The following is a 20,563-nucleotide window of genomic DNA, read 5'->3' as shown; positions in this document are numbered from 1 at the left end:
TAAATATTTTGACAAATCAAAATCCGAATGGTAAAATTTCCATAAGTTGACGTTAACGACAACTATAACTCTTATTCTAGTAAGATTTTATTCTATCAAATCAAGGAGGACTTTAATGACGACGATTCATGGATTTTTAGAAAGAAATGCGAGGAAATTCCCTAATAAAGAAGCATTTATTACTTCAACAAACCGCTTAAGTTATCTTGAAATGAATGAAAAGGCAAATCAGATGGCCCGTTACTTACAAGGTCAGGGTATCGGAAGTGGTGACCGAGTCGCAATTATGTCGAGAAATAATGAGCACTTCTTGTATTCATATTTTGCTTTATTAAAATTAGGTGCTACCGTTATGCCGCTTAATGCTCGATTAACAGCAGGCGAGGTTAGTACTATTCTAAAAAACGTTGATGCTAATGGACTTCTTTTTGAAAGCGTTTTCATCAATGTCATTAAGGAAATGGTCAAGGAATGGTCACCAGCTTATTTACATACGATTGAAAGTGCAAGTGAAGAATCTATGCAACTTGAAAAGTCAGATTTAAACCTCTCTATGAAAACAACCGATATTTGCGAAATTTTATTTACATCAGGAACTACAGGAGTACCTAAAGGTGTTTTATTTTCTCACGAGAGAATGGCAGCAGTAGCAGCCGCTATAGCCATCGAACAGAACTTTTCAAGGGATGATAAAGTTCTCACCATGATGCCGTTATCTCACTCGGCGCCGTTAAATGCTTATTTTATTGCCCCTTTATACTGTGGAGCCGCTTTTGTCATTGGTGATTTTGCACCGAAAGCATTTTTAGAATGGATTGATAAAGAAAAAACAACATTCACCTTTGCGGCACCAGTTGCCTATTTATTGGCTGCTAAAGAACCAAATATAAAAGATTATGTTTTTTCTAGTATGCGAGGGTTTGCATACGGAGGTAGTGCGATGCCTTTAGCTTCGTACGAATATGTTGCAAACGCATTTGGAAATACAAACTTCTATCAAGTTTACGGTTTAACAGAAGCGGGACCTAATGGATGTATGCTAAGACCAAAAGAGCACTTAATAAAGTCAGGAAGTATCGGAAAACAAGCGACTGTTAATATGGAAATGAAAGTAATACGTGAAGACGGTTCACAAACAGCCCCAGGCGAATATGGTGAAATTTTGCTAAAAGGGGACTCGTTAATGCTAGGTTATTATAACAATGAGCAAGCGACAGCTGAAACTGTTAAGGATGGTTGGCTGTACACTGGGGACATTGCCTATACCGACGATGACGGATACGTATATATCATTGATCGTAAAAAGGATATCATCATCCCTGGTGGTGTGAATGTTTATCCGAGAGAAGTTGAAGAGGTGTTGACTAAGCACCCTGCCGTATATCAGGCATGTGTTGTTGGAATCCCAGATGAAGAGTGGGGCGAAACAGTAAAAGCCGTTATCGTTTTAAAGGAAAATGAAAACTGTTCTGAAGCAGATTTAAAAGGTTATGTTAAGAACCACTTAGCAGATTATAAACATCCTCGTATTTATAGTTTTGTAAAAGAACTGCCATTTAACGCTAGTGGAAAGCTACTAAAACAAAAAGTAAAGGAGATGTAAGAGAATGGGGAAAAACGTGATCGAAGAACAAAGCAAGCTTGAATACGGAAAATGGGAAAGTGGGAATGAGGCCAACTGGTATACAGATGATCCTATTTTAACTCGCTATGCTAAACGTTATTTATCTAGTGCGATTTTTAATTATGTAGAAGAGGCTTTTACAAAAACAGGGGCTTTAGCGGCAGGACCGATGGATAAACGTGCGGTACACACCGACCGTGATGGTGCACCTCGATTAATCCGATATAATAAGAAGGGTGAAGAAATAAACGAGGTTTGGTACAACGAAGGTTATCGCCAGACGGTTAAGGATGGATATGGAACAGGAGTTGTTGCTTATCGCTATGATGAAAATGCACCTGAAAAAGTACCGTTCCTAGTTAATGCTATCTTAATTTACTTAATGTGTGAAACAGAACCTGGATTTACTTGTCCTGTTGGATTGTCTCAATCAGCAGCGTTTGTCCTTGAAAAGTTTGGATCTGAACAACAAAGGGCAGATTATTTATCACTACTAGCGTCATGGGATCCAGAAACACATCAAGAAGGAGCAACATTTTTAACAGAAATTCAAGGGGGGTCTGATGTTGGGGCCGCTACAACTGCTGCTGTTAAAAATGGTGATCATTATTTATTAACGGGAGAAAAATGGTTTGCGAGTAATTGTGATGCTGAAGTAGCAATCGCTTTAGCACGAGTGAACGATAAGCCAGGAACTAAAGGGCTTGGTTTATTCCTTGTTCCACGCACGTTGCCTGATGGAACGCGAAATAATATAACGATACGCCGGTTAAAAGATAAGCTAGGTGTTCGAGCTGTTGCAAGTGGTGAACTTATTTTTAATAATGCAGTTGGTTATTTAATCGGTGATGAGGATAAAGGCTTTAAATATATGGCAGAAGCCCTGAATGTTTCTCGGTTGGGAACAGGGATTTCTGGTGTCGCATTAGCGAGACGTGCCTTTCTCGAGGCTGCAATTTATTCTGAACATCGTGAAGCTTTCGGACAACGAATTAACCGCTTTCCGATGGTTCGTGAAACATTAGTGAAGATGATTACAGAAATTGAAGCAAGCTGGGCAATTTCTGCACAGATGATTAAATTGTTTGATGACGTTCACACGTTTGATAATAAAAATGCTGAGAATTACACATTACTAAGAATTTTACTATCATTAGTGAAATACCGTGGCAGTGAATTAGGTGTTTCTGCAACAAAGGACGCTTTAGAGCTTCACGGTGGTAATGGTTATATCGAAGAGTATGTAACGCCTCGTCTCCTTCGTGATGCTGTTGTTAACCCAGTTTGGGAAGGTACAGCCAATATTCAAGGACTAGAAATTTTAAAGACGTTACAAAAAGCAGGTCCAAGTAGTTTTATAAAGGATCTCCGTGAAACGCTTGATCAAATAAATAATCCTTCATTAAATGATTATAAGAACTCACTTCAGCAAGAAGTTATCCGTGTTGAGGAATTACTCACTCATACATTGAGTCAAGATGAATACACACAAACAGCCTTGGCGAAAAAGCTAGCAGACTTTATGTACGATGTTTATGCAGGTGTTCACTTACTTGAGGAAGCTCAATATGATCTTGAAACGAGTTCCGATGGTCGCAGAGCACTAGCTGTAGAACAATGGATTAAGCTCGTATTTGATCGCTCTCCTGACCGCGGTATTCTAGCAAACGAAAGTATTACAGATGGCGTTTTTGAAGCGTTAGTATGCTTCGGAAAACACTCTAGTTAAAACCCAACTAAATAAATATTGCACCACACTTCTGCCAAACTTCACTCAAGTGATATCAGAGGTGTGGTGCTTTTTATTCGTCTCCATGGAACAGCTGGGTTGGTAGATAATGTATGAACCAACTATTAAAAGCGAAAAATAGTTTGGACTTAAAATTTACAGTAAACATCTTTGCAGAGGAGATGATCGTGTGCTTCCTCAACAACGACCTGTAATCGGCATTACTAGTACGGTTGAAAAGCATAATAATCTATCATCAGTGCATGTTCATGAAAAGTATATTGAAGCGGTTTTGCAGGCTGGCGGAGTTCCAATAGTAATCCCAATCGGTCCAGTAGAAATGGTCAAGGATTGGGTTGCAATTTGTGATGGTATTATCTTAAGTAGTGGTGAAGACGTGGACCCATATCATTTCGGTGCAACTCCACATCCGTTGTTACAAAAAACATATAATAAACGTGACCAACTGGAAATTGAACTAGTAAAAAAAGCACAAAAGCCAATCTTAGCAATTTGTAGAGGAATTTCTATATTAAATGTTGCTTTCGGTGGAACACTTTTGCAAGATATTGAGGCCAGTAACCAAGAAGCTATTAAGCATTTTCAACTGGCAGAAAGACCCGAAGCAACTCATCAAATTAAGATCAATGAGGATAGTTGGTTATACGATGTTTTAAAAGTAACAAATACACGTGTTAATAGTATGCACCATCAAGCAATTGACAAGATAGCAGCCAATTTTAAGGTGGTGGCCAATGCCACAGATGGTGTAATTGAAGCGATTGAGGGGGTTGGTGCATCCTTCATGGTGGGGATCCAATGGCACCCTGAAGAAATGGCAAGCAATGATCCAAACATGGCTGAGTTATTTAAGGCGTTTATAGCTAAATGCACTCATTAGGTAAATTAGCAAATTTTTCGTAAAAAGTTTCTTTATAATACTTTTAAAGGTGGGAATAAATTGATGCAAAAGAAGAGATATGTTTGGTACGCCAGTTACGGTTCAAATTTAAGTAAAGATCGATTTTTATGTTATATACGAGGTGGAAAACCTGAAGGGTCTAATAAAGAAGAAATAGGTTGTCGAGACGATACGCTCCCACAAAAAGAAGCGTCTCATATTATCCACTATCCAATGTATTTTGCAAAAAACGCTGATAGGTGGCAAAAACAAGGTGTCGCTTTCATCGGCTTAACTAAAGATCAAGATCAACGAACGTATAGCCGTAAATATTTAATTACAGAAGAACAGTTTTTTGATGTCGTTAAACAAGAAAATAATGGGATAGAATTAGAGATAAATTTAGATGAAGTAAAAAAAGAAACTTATAAAACTCTTCGCGATTCGTGGTATGGAACAATTTTATATGTAGGTGAAGAAGACGGGTATCCGATTTTTACGTTTACGGCTGATTGGGACTTAGATGTTCCTTTCCAAAAACCGTCAGAACCATATTTAAGCATGATCATAGAAGGGTTAAAAAAGCATGTAAAGCTAGACGATGCTAATATTGTTGAGTATCTTATAGCAAAACCAGGTGTAAATGGAAACTATGATCGTACCAGTATTAAAAAGTTGATTAGATAATGATTTTATAATAGACAATTGATTTATTAAGAAGAAGGGAAACAAGTCAAACAAATTGAATATTATATATAATAAGCTTTACTTTTGTTAGGTATCTAACCCATATAAATCAGCAAAAAAGGAGGTAATAATGACTGTTATTCCAAAACCTGCCTCAACGGTTGTATTGATGGATCATTTATCAAGAGTATATTTAACGCAACGTCCAAAAACTATGAAGTTTCTAGGTGGTTATTACGTTTTTCCAGGTGGAGCAGTTGAACCAGAAGACTACATAGTAGGCAGCGAGTATATTATAAACCATAATTCATCTGAGACTTTTAGCGTTGCCCACTATGTAGCAGCTGCGAGAGAATTATTCGAAGAAGTTGGTATATTTCTAGGAACGCAAAAAGGCGGACGACCCGTTAATTTTACAGTAGAACAAGAAATGGAATATCGCCGTCTTTTACTAGAAGGGAAAGTATCTTTCTTAGATATATTAACTCGTGAACAATGTTTTCTTAACCTTAGTCACTTACAGTATTTCGGTTATCGGCTAACTCCAAAAGGGAACCCTGCGCGCTTTGATACACGCTTTTTTCTTGCTAAACTCCCTGATGGACAAAGCCCAAAACCTGACCTTCATGAAGTTGATGACGCTTTTTGGGTTACTCCTGAAGAAGCATTAGCCTTATATGAAAAAGGTGAGTTACCGATGGTATCCCCAACCGTTATTTCACTTCGTACCTTGGTGAATCACCAACAAGGAGAGCCACTGATGATGCCCGAGAGACAAAGAAGAAATGGCTAGAGTGATTAGGAACCTACGATGAAATAATTTAGGTCTTTTTGTCCTACAGTACCTTCATTAATTAGTTTAATGAGGTGGGCTTCTATTGTTTTCTTGGCAACATAAAAAACACTAGGATGAATGGTATTTTCATAGATTTTTTCAGTCAGTTGAGTAGCGGTTAGATACTCATGATTAACCAATAAAGATTTGATTTGATTTTCACGTTGAAGTCGCCGTTTTAATACGAATTCGAGTTGTTCGTAAGGGTTTTTAATCCATTGCCCGTGACCAGGTCCAATACATGTCAGCTTGAGGCGTTTTAAGCGATTGAGGGTTTGGATATATTCACTCATATTTCCTTCGGGTGGTCCAATCCATGTTGTTCCTTCAGCAACAATATTGTCTCCAGCTAGTAAGATTTGTTCGGAAGGAATATATATATTGATTTGACCTGATGTATGTCCTGGCCCATGAAGCACTACTAGCTTAAGAGAGGCTATATTTAAAGTAGCTTCATCTGCTATATATGAGATCTTTGATATAGGTGAGATGGCTTCGATTATTCCTCGTTTTTCATTTTTATGACAGTATACGGTGGGTGACCAATCGCTTAATTGCCGAACGCCTGGTGCATGGTCACGGTGGGAATGGGTAAGAATAATTTTTTCTGGTCTAGCTAGATGATTTTGCTCGATTGCTTTTTCAATTTCTACCTTCGTCTCTTTACGATCATACCCTGCATCAACTAGTAAACTTTCATACTCGTTACCGATTAGGTAACAATTTGTGGTGGTATGGGGGTATAACGTTGGGGTAGGAACAGGAACTTGAATGATTTTCGCTTTATGACCTAATTGCATAAACACCTTCCTTTCACTTTTTTTACATCAAACTACCATTTACTAACGATTCTTCTTCTTTCAAGAAATTCCTTCTTAAAAATGACTAGTTAAACAACATAATAAATAGGGTCATGAAACTACTTTTAGTATGAGGAGTCAAAAAATGAACCTATATGTGTTAACGATTATTTCCCCTCTAGTGTTTTTGCTTTACCAAGTTATCATTGATTTTGTAGATCTTTTTCCTTTTAATGATATAAAGGCAAGAGATAAGCGCTTACGAAAATTTGAAATATTAGGAAATTATCCTCCACTCATTATTATTGCGTTATGTTTTTACTATAATACAAGCTGGAGTGTGTGGGTTGGTTTTGGTTTAACAAGTATCATACTCATAATGCATGTATTTGCTTGGTGGTTTCCTTATTTTACTGGTTATCCTAAAACCGTAAGAAAAGATTATGAGCAGTATTTTATGAGAACCTATAAATTTTTACCGAAAATAAAAAATCATATTGTACCAGATGCAGAGCACGTTGGTGTTGGTGTGCTACTACTAGTAACTTTTATTGTCCAAGCGATGTATCTATTTGGATAAATATTTTAATTAAAATAAAATCCCCTCTGTATACAACTTATAATAGTTGCTTCTTAAATGAGGGGATAATTGTCTTAGCTTTTCAGGATTAGATTGAGTTTAAGCCAGGAATTATTGTTGCGAATTTTGTCTGCCTGTTGGCGAAATTGCTTTTTCTAGCTCTTCTTTTGATAACATATTATCAGAAGTCATTCCATCATTATATGGATTTCCTTTTTGACTTCCGTTTTTCTGGTTCATTCGCTTTTTGTTGTTGGTCAATTTATTCACTCCTACTCATAATATCTTCACTTCATATGATGGCAATTATCAATAGAATTTATGCTTAAGCATTAAGCAACATTCTTTAAGTAAAGAGCCTTTAATATTTAGTCTAAAAGTTTGTAGCTCTCACTCAATAAAATTTATAGAAAATGTGAATGCACTACCAAAATGAACATGAAGTAATTATGATTAAGGTAAGAAAAGATTTGGGGGTGATCAAATGAGAATTGTAACTGCCGAAGAAATGTATACTATTGACAATTACACTTTCCAACAAATCGGAATAAGTGAAGATACATTAATGGAATGTGCTGGACAATCAGTCACAAAGCATATAATGGAAAAGATAAATGCTCATCAACCTATTGTAGTCCTTGCAGGCGCTGGAAACAATGGCGGTGATGGGTTTGTAATTGCAAGAATTTTAAAAAGCTATGGATATACTGTCCAACTATGGGTCATACCGCCATATGAAAAAATAAAAGGGGCAGCAAAGCATGCTTTAGAAGTATACATAAGATCGGGGTACCGTGTTGATTACTTTTCTGGTAATGAAGAACGATTTTTTACGTTATTGTCTACTTACGATGTTATTATTGATTGTCTTTTAGGAATTGGTGTAAAAGGTGACCTGCGTTCTCCATATGAAGAAATAATTCAAGAGATTAATTCATTAAAGTCTAGACAAGTCATTTCCATAGATATTCCTAGTGGTGTACCAGCTGACGGGGGAAAAGTAACGTTAGCTGTTAAAGCAGAAACGACAATTGCAATCCAATACCCTAAAGTGGGCGCTTATACTTATCCAGCAGCTTCATTTTATGGTGAGGTACAAGTTGCTGACATCGGTATACCTCCGTTAGTCGGCAAAGAGTGTGCACAAAAAAGAATGCTGTGGACAGAACAGCAGGTAAAGCAATACTTACCTAATAGACCTGCTCATTCACACAAAGGCGCGAATGGAAAAGGACTATTGCTCGGTGGTTCACAGCGTATGACGGGGGCTATCATGCTTTCTGCAAAAGCTTCGTTACGAAGCGGAGCGGGTTTACTAACGGTTGCGGTACCAGACGTCATTCATCCTATTGTAGCAACTCATTTTTTAGAAGCGATGTATATGCCATGTGCTTCCGAAAACGGACATTTTAAAGGTGAGGTGGACCTTAACTTTAATGCGTTTGATGTAATTGCAATTGGACCTGGGATGGGAAGAACGAAGGGTGGACAAAAAGTAGTAGAAGTTGCTTTAAAGCAACAGATGCCAGTTGTTTTAGATGCGGATGCTTTGTTTCATTTAAAAGAATTGTTGTTCCTTTTAAAAAGCCGTTCGAAACCGACTGTAATAACACCCCATGCAGGAGAAATGGCACGGTTATGTGGAGTCTCCATTGATGACGTTGAGAATAACCGATTTGGACTATCTAAAAAGTTTGCTGAAGAGCATGGAGTTTATCTAGTATTAAAAGGGCCTTCTACGATTGTAACGACACCTGGTGGTGAACAGTTTGTAAATCCAACAGGAAATTCAGCACTAGCTAAAGGTGGTACTGGAGATGTTCTTACGGGTATTATTCTTGCTTTTATGTTGCAGCACAAGTCCATTCAAGCAGCCATTAGTAATGCAGTATTTGTTCATGGCCAATCAGCAGATTTATTAATTGAAGGTAAACATACTAAGATGGATGTGCTCGCAACGGACCTTATTGAACATCTCCCAGCAACGCTAAAATTACTGAAATAAATACTACAGATAGGAAGGACGTTCTATTTTGATTACATACAAGGAATTACATCATGTTAGTTTGCCAGTTACAGATTTAGAAAGGGCAAAATCGTTTTATAGTGAAATATTAGGATTAAAGGAGTTAGACCGACCTAACTTTGATTTTGCTGGCGCTTGGTTCCAAGTCGGAAATCAGCAAATACATCTAATCGTGCTCCCAGAGTCTAAGATGATTAAGAAGAACCATGAAATTAATACGCGTGACGCTCATTTTGCATTGAGGGTAGAAAATTACGATGCAGCACTAGAATGGCTTAAGAAGCACAATGTTCCACACAAAGAAAATCGTTATAGCAAAAGTGGCTTTGCACAGATCTTTTGCTGCGACCCTGATGGTCATATTATTGAATTGAATGTTGATCAAAAAAACTTATAACGTTAGAAAAGCGCAAGAATAGGGACGTTACTGGACGTCCCTATTCCTCATATTCTGGTTCTGACACTTGTGCATCGAGAATTTTTTGTAATAACGTTAATCTTTTTTTATTACTCACTTGCTTGATCGTGCGATTGAGGAGATTATCAGAGTTTACGCGATGAACAAAAACGAGTTTTTTTTCTGGTATGATATCGATTGATTGTCCGTATCTCCCGATCGCAGAATAAAGACCTAAATCACTAAACTCCTCTGTATCCGCAACCCACCACATATATCCGTACCCATAAGCTTCTGTATTCATTACTGGGGTATGCACCTTCGTACTCTCCTTAATCCAGTCGTTCGGAATGATTTGTTTACCTTCCCACATTCCATTTTGTAAATATAATTGGCCGAATCTAGCCATATCTCTTGTTGACATTCGAAATAAAAAAGAAGGATGGATCGAGCGATTGACTTCTAGTTTATAAGAGGTATCCTCAACAGAATAATCTTCCATCCCAATAGGAATCGCAATTTTTTCTTTGAATTCTGTAAACAAATCAGTATTAGTTTTATCTTTAAAAATCGTTCCTAAAACATTGAAGTCCCAGTTGTTATAGTAAAAATGAGTTCCTGGTAAATGTAAGCCGCGATCTGGTCGAGTCCACCTCATCCATAACGACTCTTCACCCGCGGTTAGAAAAACACCCGAACGGGATGTAAGCAAGTCAGCAATTGTCGCTTGTTGTTCTTGTTCAGTAAGTTGAACATTGTCCATGATGTCTAAGTCTTTTAATGTGGCATGAATGTCGATGGTGCCTTCATTAATGTGAATGCCGTAAAGTGCACTTAAAAAGCTTTTCCTGACAGAATGAATATTGCTTTTTCTTGTAACATCTCCCCAGGAAGCTAGAATTTTCCCATCGTATATTACCATTGCAGCTGTTGAACCTAAGGTGTCATAATATCTTTTAGCTTCTTCCAACCGTTCTGATGACCACCCTGCCTTCTCGGGTGTTTCATGCTGTTCCCAGTTTGAATTTGTATTCAAAGGTGTTGAATTTTTTGACCCTGCAAAGGTGTAGATAATTGTAAAAAATATCCCAGATATTATAATTATTGGCCATTTGTTTTTACCAAACATGATAAACTCATCCTTAAATTAGTAGGTTTTTAAGTGACGCCTCGCATATTTACATTTGATTTAGAAGTCTTCACAGTTGATTGTTGATTAACATTAACATTTCCAACTATATATTTTCCAAATGAAAATAGGTTAAGTATATAGATAGTGTAAATTGAACAAATTATACTCCCAAAGAATAGGATTATAATTGTAAAAACTCCTAGATTTATAGAGGTGAGAGCAAAGAACAAAATAAGGGCTGCCATATAGAGTGTATGCAATAAATATATCCCGTAAGAGTACTTACTGATTAGCATAAGAACGCTCGGAATTTTTTTCAGTTTTATACCGATATAGATTACTAATGCAATAATACTGATCGTGTGAAGTAAAATATCAACTCGTTTTGAACTGTGAATAATAATGACCTCACTATGATACAAGGATAGTAAGGAAATGCTTGTAATAATTGGTGCTGCTAATATTAAGTTTTTGTATTTACTTATTGTAGTAATCATGGCTTGATAATGACGCCCCGTATAATACGCAAGAGAATAATAAAAAATCCATCCAGGGAAAGGGATCCAATAAAAACGTTCCCAAATATATTCGCTATACCAAACATTTATAGGATCAGTAAAATTGAAAATAGATAAATAGATTATATTGATGATTAGAGAGCCTGCAATAACAAGGGAAGGCGAACGACTGTCAAACCATTTCTTGAATAAGATAAACAGAAAATAAAATTGAAAAATAATTAACACAAAATAGGCATGGAAATCACCTATTACAGCGTTTAAAAATACTTTCAAAGTAAATTGTTCTAGTGAAATTAGTAAAAACGGCAGGGCATATAACACAGCCATACATAAATAAGGTATTAGGATGAATTTTACTCTTTTTAGCATAAACGGCTTAAAAGCAATCTCCTTGCCCTCGTAACTATACCCGAGAATAAAAGCTGTTATAAAAATAAACGCAGGTGTCCCGTAATATAAAAATACATTTACAGAGTCTAATATCATTAATAAAAATTCAGGAAGCTTGGATAAATGTCTTATATGCTCCGTTCCCCATGCGATCGAGTGCAGCAAAACGATACTTAAACAAGCGATGCTTCTTAAAAAAAATATTTCATTTACATGCTTTTTTTTCATATCCATTCAACATCTCTCTCTATTCTTTTTCTTTTGGAATTTGGAATAGGCCTTGACGTTTTCTTGTCTATAAATAGGTTAAATTTACACCAGTGCATATTTAAATGAGATTACTGATTAGATGTGATAAATTAAATAAGTCTTAGTATAGTTTTATTTCTCATCCAGACTGCAACAGTAGAGCTGTAAATATGATGAATTTAACATATTATTGCCAATTTTAAAAGCGACAAGCTTATGATTGGGTGTCAGGCACCTTTAACACATTAATATGATAAAGGTGCCTGACACGTATTTTTTTCTCCAGTTCATATTCAGTTCATCTTAAAGTGTTACAATCGTTAAAGTTGAGATAAGTGTAATTTATTTTTGTAATGATAGATGGAGGTCAAGAACATGAAATTTAGAAAACGTGTAGGAGTTGGACTTCTTGCAACGACAATGGTATTAAGTTTTGGACTAGCTGGATGTAACTCTGAAACTACTAGCTCAGTCGAAGAAGAAGAGGTAGAAATCAGTTATCCAGTTGAAATTGCTGAAATTCAAAAAGGTGAACTCGTTAGTGAGCTAAAGCTTCCTGGAAATGTTATGGCAAGTAAGCTTGTTCCAGTTATACCTATGTTAGCTGGTGAGGTCAAGACTGTTCGTGTTAAAAACGGAGATACTGTTAAAAGAAACGACGTTTTGATTGAAATAGATGCAACAGATGTCGACCTAAACATATCTCAAGCACGAGCTGGTTTAGAAGCAGCTGAAGCCAATTTAAAAAGTGCTAAATCTATGAGAGAACAAAGTATTAAGCAAGCCGAATTACAGCTTCAACAAGCGAAAGATGTAGTAGAGATGATTAAAAACGCAGACAGCCAAGCAGATATAGACCTTGATGAGGTACCAGAAGAATTACAAGGCGTTTTTAAAAGTATACTAGGAAGTAATATGCCGACAGAAAGTGATAAAAAACAAGCTGAAACAGCAGTGAAACAAGCTGAAATGGCGTTACAACAAGCACGAGGAACAGATCAAATCTCAGCTGCAGAGGCCTCCGTAAAGCAAGCTAAAGTTGGCGTAGAAATGGCAGAGCAACAAAAAACACATGCCGTAGTACGTGCCCCCATGGCTGGTCAAATTAGTAACTTTAACGTATCTGTAGGTGAAATGGTTTCTCCACAAGCTCCATTATTACAACTTGTTCAAATGGATGAACCAGTTGTTCAGTTAAATGTAAATGAGTCAGTCCTGCCTAACTTACAAGTCGGTGAAAAGGTCGATGTTCATATTCGTTCAATGAACAAAACGTATGAGGGTAATATTAGACATATTAGTATAATCCCTGCTGAACAATCACGTGCTTATCCTGTAGAAATTGCATTGGTTGATCCAGATGATGACCTAAGAATAGGGATGCTTGCAGAAGTGATTATTAAGCCTTCTTTTGCGGTTGAAGAAATCCTAGTCCCTGCTAATGCTGTATCAACTGAAAATAACGAACGAATTGTTTATGTAACTTCTGACGGAGAAAGAGTTGAAAGACGTGCTATTACTATCGCTAATGAAACATCAGAAATGTTTAGTGTTGAAAGTGGACTAGCAGAAGGTGAATATGTTGTCGTAAGAGGAACTCATCAGCTTTATGATGGAGCACTCATTAATATCCGAAATAATATTGGTCAAACGTTTGAGTCTCAAACAGAGGAAATAACGGAAGATGACGAAATAACTGAAGACGCAGAGCACAATGAAATTGAAGAAGTTGAAGATGAAGTTGAAATTGAAGTTGAAATTGAAGAAAAAGACGCGTAAACGCAAAACGGGGGTTCTAAATGAAATTAATTAAAGAATCGGTGAAACGGCCAGTTGGTGTCATCATCATCGCTCTCGTTATGATTATTCTTGGGGGCGTGTCGTTGTCTGGATTAAAAGTAGATTTAATGCCAGACTTAGATTTACCAATTGCGGCTGTTGCCACTTCATATAATGGTGCTGCACCACAAGAAGTTGAGAATTTAGTAACGAGACCACTAGAAGGAGCCTTAAGTGCAACAGAAGGTTTGTCGACAATGCAGTCGATTTCCACTCAAAATCAATCGTTAATTATCTTAATGTATGATTTTAATACAGACTTAGATGCAGTTATGCTAGACTTACGGGATCGGATTGATATGGTACGAACTACACTACCAGATGGTGCTGGCTCACCAAGTGCTATGCGCTTTGACCCTAATCAATTCCCGATCATGCAAATAGGTATTTCAGCAGATATGGAATTAACGAGACTAACGAACATTGCAGAAGATAATATTATTCCACGAATGGAACGTATTCTCGGTGTCGCATCTGTAAATTTAACTGGAGCTCAAGAAAGAGAAATACTAGTTGAACCAGACTTGACGCTCATGCAAAACAACGGGTTGACGATATCACAATTATCGCAAATGATTGGTGGGGAAAATAGAAGTGCTCCAGCAGGAGAGATTAAACGTGGTGGAGAAGAAATGCCACTACGGATGATCGGTGAATTCCGAACCATTTCTGAAATCGAAAATATCAATATCCCGCTTCGTACAGGGGAAACAATTAAACTATCAGATATTGCTGTAGTAAAAGATACATTTAAAGAGATGTCTTCATTTGCTTATGTCAACGGAGAGCCTACATTGAGCATTGATATTTCCAAGCAAGGAGATGCTAACACGGTAGACGTAGCAGATGCTGTGAATAGAGAAATTGAACGATTACAAAGAGAACTGCCACAGGGGGTTACACTAACACCTATTATGGACTCTTCTATTTTTATTAAAGAGTCAATAAAAAGTGTAACGATGAATATGATTCTTGGTGGCGCCATGGCGGTGCTTGTGCTCTTACTGTTTTTACGAAGTTTCAGAAGTACATTGATTATCGGATTGTCTATTCCAATCGCGGTTATATCTGCTTTCACCCTCCTATACTTTGCGGGAGAAACAGTTAATATTATCACATTAGGTGGTCTCGCACTAGGTATTGGTTTATTAGTAGATAGCTCGATTGTTATATTAGAAAATATATATAAGTACCGCGAACGTGGGTACAGTCAAAAAGAAGCGGCAATAAAAGGGGCTTCCGAAGTATCGTCTGCAGTTATCGCTTCAACGATGACAAGCCTCGTCGTATTTGTTCCAATTTTATTTACACAAGGAATTGCAGCTGAACTCTTTTTACCTCTAGCCTTAACGGTAGGCTTTACGTTAATTGCCTCACTAGCTGTAGCATTAACGATCGTACCTATGCTTTCTGGACTTTTATTACCAGAAATGAAAGTTGAAGAGGACCCTAAAGGTTTAGGGAAATTAAGTGTTCAAATTGGTCATTTTCTAGAAGGTATTAATAATAAATATCGTGGTGTTTTAAAATGGTCGATAAATCATAAAAAAACAATTACATTTGGGACATTATTTTTATTAGTAGCCAGTCTAGGTACAGTAAAATTTGTCGGTCTGGAGTTAATGCCTGCGTTTGACCAGGGCGAGATTTCAGCAAGCTTTGAACTGCCCCCTGGAACTGCAATTGAAGAAACACAAGCAACAGTTGCGGAACTAGAGGAGTTTTTATTAGATACAGGTGTCACTGACGTTGTTTATACTTCAATAGGTGGCGGCGGTATGATGGGAGCTGGGGGTGGCTCAAATAGCGGTGATTTTTATATTCGTCTAGTTCCTGCTAGTGAGCGAGAAGTAACAACAAATCAAGTCATAAAAGATTTTGCTGCATTTGCCGAAACGCTTCCCGATATTGAGTTAAATGTATTCTCATTCGAAAGTGATGGAATGGGAGGGAACCCAATCGAAGTCGAGGTAAGAGGAGAAGACTTTGATACACTTAAGGTCATTGCTGATGATCTTAGTGAAATCATTAGTGACATTCCAGGGACAAAAAATGTTACGCATTCCATGGGAGAAACAAGACCAGAGATGCAAATTCATGTAGACCGTGATGTCGCTATTCAATATGGTTTCACATATGCAGAAGTAATGGATACAGTAAGAAGCAGTGTGAGCGGACAAGTCGCATCACTTATGCGAACTGAAGGTCAAGAAGTAAACATTACAGTTATCTTACCTGAAGAAAACCGTGAGAATTTTACACAATTGCAAAACTTGCCGTTAGTAACGCCTACTGGTGATACCGTTCTTCTTTCAACAATTGCTGATTTCGTTCAAGCCGATGGTCCTAATGTGATCAACCGACAAAACCAAACACGGGGGGTTGCAGTAACTGGGGACATTATGGAACGTGACTTAGGCAGTGTAATTGCTGAAGTTGAAACAGAATTGAATCAGTACATTTTCCCAGAAGGGTATGATTATCAAATTGGTGGAGATTATGAAATGATGATGGAGGCATTTTTTGACTTAGCACTTGCCTTAACATTAGCAATCTTCCTAGTTTATGCCGTTATGGCGTTCCAATTTGAGAAAGTGCTATATCCGTTTATCGTTATGTTCAGTCTTCCAGCGACTTTTATTGGTATAATGGCAGGCTTCCTAATTACAGGCCGTCCTTTAAGTGCTCCTGCATTTATCGGAGTCATTATGTTAGCTGGAATTGTTGTAAACAATGCGATTGTTTTAGTAGATTATATTAACAAGCTGAGAGATCGTGGAATGACGCGAGAAGAAGCTATTTTGGAAGCAGGACCAACTAGGTTACGTCCAATCTTAATGACGATGCTAACAACTGTTTTAGCGATGGTTCCATTAGCAATTGGAATTGGTGAAGGTGCTGAATTACAAGCTCCAATGGCAACTGTTATTGTATTTGGTCTAACGTTCTCTACTGTTATTACGTTAGTTCTGGTACCCGTAATCTATATCTACACTGATAACTTTACTAATTGGTGGAAAAGATTATTTAACCGACAAAAAGAAAAAAATGATGTAGAAGCATAATTAAATTTACTTCATTAGTACTATAACCTCCATTACTTTGAGATGTTCATACGAAATGGGAGGAAGTTAAAACAAAGGGTGGACCCGTTCCATCCTTTGTTTATAGGTAAAGCTTTTGAAGACGTATTAAGTTACGCTATCCAAAAAATGCTAAAACATTCTTATAGTTTTTACTTAGAACTTATATAAAAAAGCTCTTATAGAAAGTTGGATTTTATGAACACCATTTTAGTAGTTGATGATGATGCACATATTCGAAAACTAATTAGATTATATTTAGAAAATAGCCACTTTTCGGTTATTGAAGCGTCTGACGGAAGAGAGGCGTTAAAAATTCTTTCCGAACAACAAGTTGATTTGGCTATTGTTGATGTGATGATGCCCTACGTTGATGGTATTGTATTAACTGAAGATATTCGCTCCTTTCTAAATATTCCGATTTTGATGGTGACGGCTAAAGGGGAATCACAAGATAAAGTGAGAGGGTTTAATGCGGGGACAGATGATTATTTAGTGAAGCCATTTGATCCAGTCGAACTCATACTGCGAGTGAATGCCCTTTTAAAGCGTTATAATTCTATTTCAGAAAATGTAATTAAGGTGGGGTCTACTACGATTGATATCGAGAGACTTATCGTACAAACAGATGACGAAACAGTGCACTTAAAAAGAAAAGAATGTGAATTATTATTTGAGTTAGCCCGTTCACCAGGTAAAATCTTCACACGTACACAATTAATTGAGAAAATTTGGGGCTATGATTACGATGGTGATGAAAGGACCGTTGATGTTCATATTAAACGTTTAAGGGAGCAATTAGGGTCTTTCCCAGATTTGACAATAACGACAGTTAGAGGGCTTGGTTATCGCCTCGAGGAGGTTTAATTGATTAAAAAGAGCCTCTACTTGCGAATTGTTGGTACCTTTATTAGTGTTGTAATCATAAGCTTGTTTATCTCCTATTTGATCAATTCTTTGTTTTTTCATCGAGAAATCTTTATAGATGATGAAGTAAAGAAAATGACAAATGGTGTTGCTGAGCTTGTTGAAATTACCCAAGTTGAAAGGATGCCAGAGTTATTTGAGACATTAAGCGAATTTAATTTTGAACTGATGATCATAAATGAAGATGGGGTCACGCATTCTTTTACAGACCCTTCTTTTACGATTGATACGGATACCGTTTTAATGATCCTGCAATCACCTGAAATGGAACCTTATATTCTTCCACACCACGACATGGATGCGACAAGGATTGTAGGAATGCCGATCAAAATAGCAAATGAAATGAATGCTTTATTTATTCGGATTAATTTCGAAGAAGAAGTGTATGCAATTAAACGTGTCATCTTTTTTACGTTATTTTTAGTTCTGTTTATTGGTAGCTTATTAATCCTGTTTGCTTCAAGGTACTTCGTGAAGCCGATTAAAAAATTAACTGATGCAGCAAAGGAAATGGCGACAGGGAATTTTTCAGTTCGATTAAAGAGTAAGGATAAGGATGAAGTTGGGGAATTGATTACGAGCTTTAACTATATGGCTTCAGAGTTAGGAAAAATTGATAAAATGCGTGAAGACTTCGTTAGTAACGTCTCTCATGAAATACAATCACCTCTTACATCCATACGAGGCTTTACAAAAGCATTACGAGACGATGTTATTCCTAAAGATCATCAAAAAGAATATTTAGATATCATTTATCAAGAAACGGAGCGTCTTTCGAGGTTAAGTGAAAACTTATTACGTTTAGCTTCGCTAGATTCCGAGCACCACCCATACCATCCTAGTAAGTATAAGCTCGATGAACAAATTAGAAGAACGGTGTTAGCAACGGAACCTCTATGGAAAATGAAAAATTTAAAAATTAAATTAGATCTGGAATCTTCTGAAGTACTTGCTGATCAAGATTTATTTGAGCAAGTTTGGTTAAACCTTATTACCAATGCAATTAGATATACAGATGATCAAGGTACAATTGAAATTCATTTACAGAAACGCTCGAATGAACTAATCGTAAGTATTAAAGATACGGGGAAAGGAATTCCAGAGGAAGCTATCCCTCACTTATTTGAGCGCTTTTACAAAGTAGACAAAGCACGAAGTAGTTCGGTAAAAGGAAATGGACTCGGATTATCTATCGTTAAAAAAATATTATCATTACACGGCTGTTCTATTCGAGTTGTAAGTGAAGAAGGACTAGGCTCTACTTTTATCATAAAGATCCCGAATAAAGGGTACCAGGCACCTTCATCCCTTTAATGTGTTGAAGGTGCCTGGCACTTGACATGAAGAGGGTGGTTCGTTATTAAGAGAAGAGTAGTTTTATCGTTTTTCACCCTAACGGTTATAATTACGATTTGTTATGTTATGTATGCTTTCCTATATGGAGTACTTGTTTTTAGCATACAAAAACCACTAGAAAGTAGCTATTTAGATGGGGTTAACGTGGAGCAGTTCTATGGAGATGATCGTTCACAAGACAGGGTTGTACTTGTTGAAGACCCTTTGGACGCAGGAGTTGCTCGCGTTAATCTTATTGCAAATGCAGAGGATACTCTCGATATTACTTATCATGTCCTCCATGCTGGTAAGGCTAGTGACGTATTTTTTTCGAGTATAATTGATGCAGCGGATAGAGGAGTTAAGGTCCGTATTTTACTAGATGGGATGTTTCATAATCTTAGAGGTTCGATGAAAGACGTACTTTACGCTTTTACTTTCCATAATAATATTGAACTTAAATTTTATGAACCGATTGACGCCCTTCGTCCATGGACATTAAATAATCGACTTCATGATAAACTGATTATTAGTGATAAAGAGTATGCAGTAATCGGTGGCCGAAATATTGGTGATAAATATTTTGCTCCAGAAGGTTTTGAAGGCGCATCAAATGACAGGGATGTCATAATTATTAACACGGATTTGCATAGTATCAATGGTAGCGTCGTTAATGATATGAAGGAGTACTTTGATAAAGTGTGGGAACATGAATATACTAAAACACCTTTAACGCAATTATCCTACAAACAAAAAGGAGTCGCTCAAGATAGTCTAGATACATTCAGACTGTTATTTAACACTTTTTTTTTGGATCACCCCGAATTCCTTCAGAATGATTTAGATTGGCTTGATCAGTCGGTACCTACAAATAAAATTACCTTTATTCATAACCCGATAGAACGAATGAATAAAGAGCCATGGGTTTGGTATGAATTAACTAACCTTATGGAACACGCTGAGCAATCAATTTTAATTCAAAGTCCATATATCATTCCTACTAAAAATATGACAAAACATTTAAATACAAGTAACATTTCAGCCAACGACATTACTATTCTTACAAATTCATTAAGTGCAACTTCTAATGTGATTGCTTATTCAGGGTATAAGAGGTACCGAGAGAAAATTGCAGGTTCCATTGCTAATCTATATGAGTACCAAAATTCTACGAATCAATTGCATACTAAGTCATTTCTATTTGATAATCAAATTAGTGTTATTGGTTCGTTTAATTTAGACCCAAGAAGTACATTTCTAAGTACCGAATCTATGGTAGTAATAGATAGTGAAGAGCTTGCCGATCTATTAATTCAAGAAGTAGAAGCTGTGATTGAAAGACAAAGTTTACTTGTAAATTATGATGGTACTTATGTCTATAACCCTCTTGTTGAAGAGGAAAAGGTACCATTTAAAAAAGCTATAATTACTAAAATCTTATCAATTCCCGTACGGCTAGTTGAAAATATGTTGTAATAGTATAAGAAATATTGATATAAGAGGTGTGA

Annotated in this window: 17 protein-coding genes; 13 read left to right on the top strand and 4 right to left on the bottom strand. The window is 36.8% G+C overall.

All coding sequences use genetic code 11. The features are described from left to right. The first annotated feature begins 115 nt into the window (after window positions 1-115). The 5 genes from GKP30_RS06735 (at window position 116) to GKP30_RS06715 (ending at window position 5,734) form a co-directional block, all read left to right on the top strand. Complete coding sequence (locus GKP30_RS06735; RefSeq protein WP_216828654.1) at window positions 116-1,603, top strand: class I adenylate-forming enzyme family protein; 1,488 nt, start codon at window positions 116-118, stop codon at window positions 1,601-1,603. A gap of 4 nt (window positions 1,604-1,607) precedes the next feature. After that, window positions 1,608-3,353 carry an acyl-CoA dehydrogenase family protein gene (locus GKP30_RS06730; RefSeq protein ID WP_216828653.1) on the top strand — a complete coding sequence of 582 codons (1,746 nt, stop codon included), beginning with the start codon at window positions 1,608-1,610 and terminating at the stop codon, window positions 3,351-3,353. Between the two features lie 190 nt (window positions 3,354-3,543). Beyond that, a complete protein-coding gene (locus GKP30_RS06725) occupies window positions 3,544-4,254 on the top strand; it encodes a gamma-glutamyl-gamma-aminobutyrate hydrolase family protein (protein WP_216828652.1) in 711 nt (236 codons plus the stop codon). A gap of 63 nt (window positions 4,255-4,317) precedes the next feature. Next, window positions 4,318-4,941, top strand: a complete 624-nt coding sequence (locus GKP30_RS06720; RefSeq protein WP_216828651.1) for a hypothetical protein — start codon at window positions 4,318-4,320, stop codon at window positions 4,939-4,941. Window positions 4,942-5,071: 130 nt separating this feature from the next. Next, window positions 5,072-5,734, top strand: coding sequence for an NUDIX hydrolase (locus GKP30_RS06715; protein WP_216828650.1), 663 nt, complete (start codon window positions 5,072-5,074; stop codon window positions 5,732-5,734). Window positions 5,735-5,739: 5 nt separating this feature from the next. On the opposite strand, the gene GKP30_RS06710 is transcribed toward GKP30_RS06715, so the two are convergent. Then, window positions 5,740-6,576, bottom strand: a complete 837-nt coding sequence (locus GKP30_RS06710; protein WP_216828649.1) for an MBL fold metallo-hydrolase — start codon at window positions 6,574-6,576, stop codon at window positions 5,740-5,742. Between the two features lie 145 nt (window positions 6,577-6,721). Here GKP30_RS06710 and GKP30_RS06705 point away from each other — a divergent pair, with 145 nt between their 5' ends. Further along, on the top strand, window positions 6,722-7,156 hold the full coding sequence (locus tag GKP30_RS06705; RefSeq protein ID WP_216828648.1) for a hypothetical protein: 435 nt from the start codon (window positions 6,722-6,724) through the stop codon (window positions 7,154-7,156). Between the two features lie 111 nt (window positions 7,157-7,267). Here the strand turns inward: GKP30_RS06705 and GKP30_RS06700 are convergent, their stop codons facing one another. Continuing rightward, window positions 7,268-7,417, bottom strand: a complete 150-nt coding sequence (locus GKP30_RS06700) for a hypothetical protein (RefSeq protein WP_216828765.1) — start codon at window positions 7,415-7,417, stop codon at window positions 7,268-7,270. Window positions 7,418-7,640: 223 nt separating this feature from the next. Here GKP30_RS06700 and GKP30_RS06695 point away from each other — a divergent pair, with 223 nt between their 5' ends. After that, a complete protein-coding gene (locus GKP30_RS06695; protein ID WP_216828647.1) occupies window positions 7,641-9,161 on the top strand; it encodes an NAD(P)H-hydrate dehydratase in 1,521 nt (506 codons plus the stop codon). Between the two features lie 28 nt (window positions 9,162-9,189). Further along, window positions 9,190-9,579: a VOC family protein gene (locus GKP30_RS06690; protein WP_216828646.1), complete on the top strand. Its 390-nt coding sequence runs from the start codon at window positions 9,190-9,192 to the stop codon at window positions 9,577-9,579. Between the two features lie 40 nt (window positions 9,580-9,619). Here GKP30_RS06690 and GKP30_RS06685 read toward each other — a convergent pair whose 3' ends face one another. Next, a complete protein-coding gene (locus GKP30_RS06685; RefSeq protein WP_216828645.1) occupies window positions 9,620-10,708 on the bottom strand; it encodes a serine hydrolase domain-containing protein in 1,089 nt (362 codons plus the stop codon). A gap of 29 nt (window positions 10,709-10,737) precedes the next feature. Beyond that, entirely contained in the window at window positions 10,738-11,856 is a 1,119-nt protein-coding gene (locus tag GKP30_RS06680) for an acyltransferase family protein (RefSeq protein WP_216828644.1), read from the bottom strand. A 390-nt stretch (window positions 11,857-12,246) separates the two neighbouring features. On the opposite strand from GKP30_RS06680, the gene GKP30_RS06675 reads away from it, so the two are divergent. The 5 genes from GKP30_RS06675 to GKP30_RS06655 all read left to right on the top strand — a co-directional run bounded on the left by GKP30_RS06675 (window position 12,247) and on the right by GKP30_RS06655 (window position 20,531). Beyond that, window positions 12,247-13,650 carry an efflux RND transporter periplasmic adaptor subunit gene (locus GKP30_RS06675; protein ID WP_216828643.1) on the top strand — a complete coding sequence of 468 codons (1,404 nt, stop codon included), beginning with the start codon at window positions 12,247-12,249 and terminating at the stop codon, window positions 13,648-13,650. A 20-nt stretch (window positions 13,651-13,670) separates the two neighbouring features. After that, window positions 13,671-16,775: an efflux RND transporter permease subunit gene (locus tag GKP30_RS06670; RefSeq protein ID WP_216828642.1), complete on the top strand. Its 3,105-nt coding sequence runs from the start codon at window positions 13,671-13,673 to the stop codon at window positions 16,773-16,775. 216 nt (window positions 16,776-16,991) lie between these two features. Beyond that, window positions 16,992-17,660, top strand: coding sequence for a response regulator transcription factor (locus tag GKP30_RS06665; RefSeq protein WP_216828641.1), 669 nt, complete (start codon window positions 16,992-16,994; stop codon window positions 17,658-17,660). Then, entirely contained in the window at window positions 17,661-19,034 is a 1,374-nt protein-coding gene (locus GKP30_RS06660; RefSeq protein WP_216828640.1) for a HAMP domain-containing sensor histidine kinase, read from the top strand. A gap of 186 nt (window positions 19,035-19,220) precedes the next feature. Next, window positions 19,221-20,531, top strand: coding sequence for a phospholipase D-like domain-containing protein (locus tag GKP30_RS06655; RefSeq protein ID WP_216828639.1), 1,311 nt, complete (start codon window positions 19,221-19,223; stop codon window positions 20,529-20,531). Window positions 20,532-20,563: the final 32 nt, after the last annotated feature.

The sequence above is a fragment of the Alkalihalobacterium elongatum genome, from assembly GCF_019024285.1.
GTDB classification, from domain to species: Bacteria; Bacillota; Bacilli; order Bacillales; family Bacillaceae_F; genus Alkalihalobacterium; species Alkalihalobacterium elongatum.
The sequence above is the reverse complement of the archived record's forward strand: the minus strand, read 5'-3'. Positions and strand labels throughout refer to the sequence as shown.

What these genes read in the sequence shown, in the direction of transcription:
- GKP30_RS06735 (WP_216828654.1), top strand. Translation starts at nt 116, where the DNA reads ATGACGACGATTCATGGATTTTTAGAAAGAAATGCGAGGAAATTCCCT.
- GKP30_RS06730 (WP_216828653.1), top strand. Translation starts at nt 1,608, where the DNA reads ATGGGGAAAAACGTGATCGAAGAACAAAGCAAGCTTGAATACGGAAAA.
- GKP30_RS06720 (WP_216828651.1), top strand. Translation starts at nt 4,318, where the DNA reads ATGCAAAAGAAGAGATATGTTTGGTACGCCAGTTACGGTTCAAATTTA.
- GKP30_RS06715 (WP_216828650.1), top strand. Translation starts at nt 5,072, where the DNA reads ATGACTGTTATTCCAAAACCTGCCTCAACGGTTGTATTGATGGATCAT.
- GKP30_RS06710 (WP_216828649.1), bottom strand. Translation starts at nt 6,576, where the DNA reads ATGCAATTAGGTCATAAAGCGAAAATCATTCAAGTTCCTGTTCCTACC.
- GKP30_RS06705 (WP_216828648.1), top strand. Translation starts at nt 6,722, where the DNA reads ATGAACCTATATGTGTTAACGATTATTTCCCCTCTAGTGTTTTTGCTT.
- GKP30_RS06695 (WP_216828647.1), top strand. Translation starts at nt 7,641, where the DNA reads ATGAGAATTGTAACTGCCGAAGAAATGTATACTATTGACAATTACACT.
- GKP30_RS06685 (WP_216828645.1), bottom strand. Translation starts at nt 10,708, where the DNA reads ATGTTTGGTAAAAACAAATGGCCAATAATTATAATATCTGGGATATTT.
- GKP30_RS06680 (WP_216828644.1), bottom strand. Translation starts at nt 11,856, where the DNA reads ATGGATATGAAAAAAAAGCATGTAAATGAAATATTTTTTTTAAGAAGC.
- GKP30_RS06675 (WP_216828643.1), top strand. Translation starts at nt 12,247, where the DNA reads ATGAAATTTAGAAAACGTGTAGGAGTTGGACTTCTTGCAACGACAATG.
- GKP30_RS06670 (WP_216828642.1), top strand. Translation starts at nt 13,671, where the DNA reads ATGAAATTAATTAAAGAATCGGTGAAACGGCCAGTTGGTGTCATCATC.
- GKP30_RS06665 (WP_216828641.1), top strand. Translation starts at nt 16,992, where the DNA reads ATGAACACCATTTTAGTAGTTGATGATGATGCACATATTCGAAAACTA.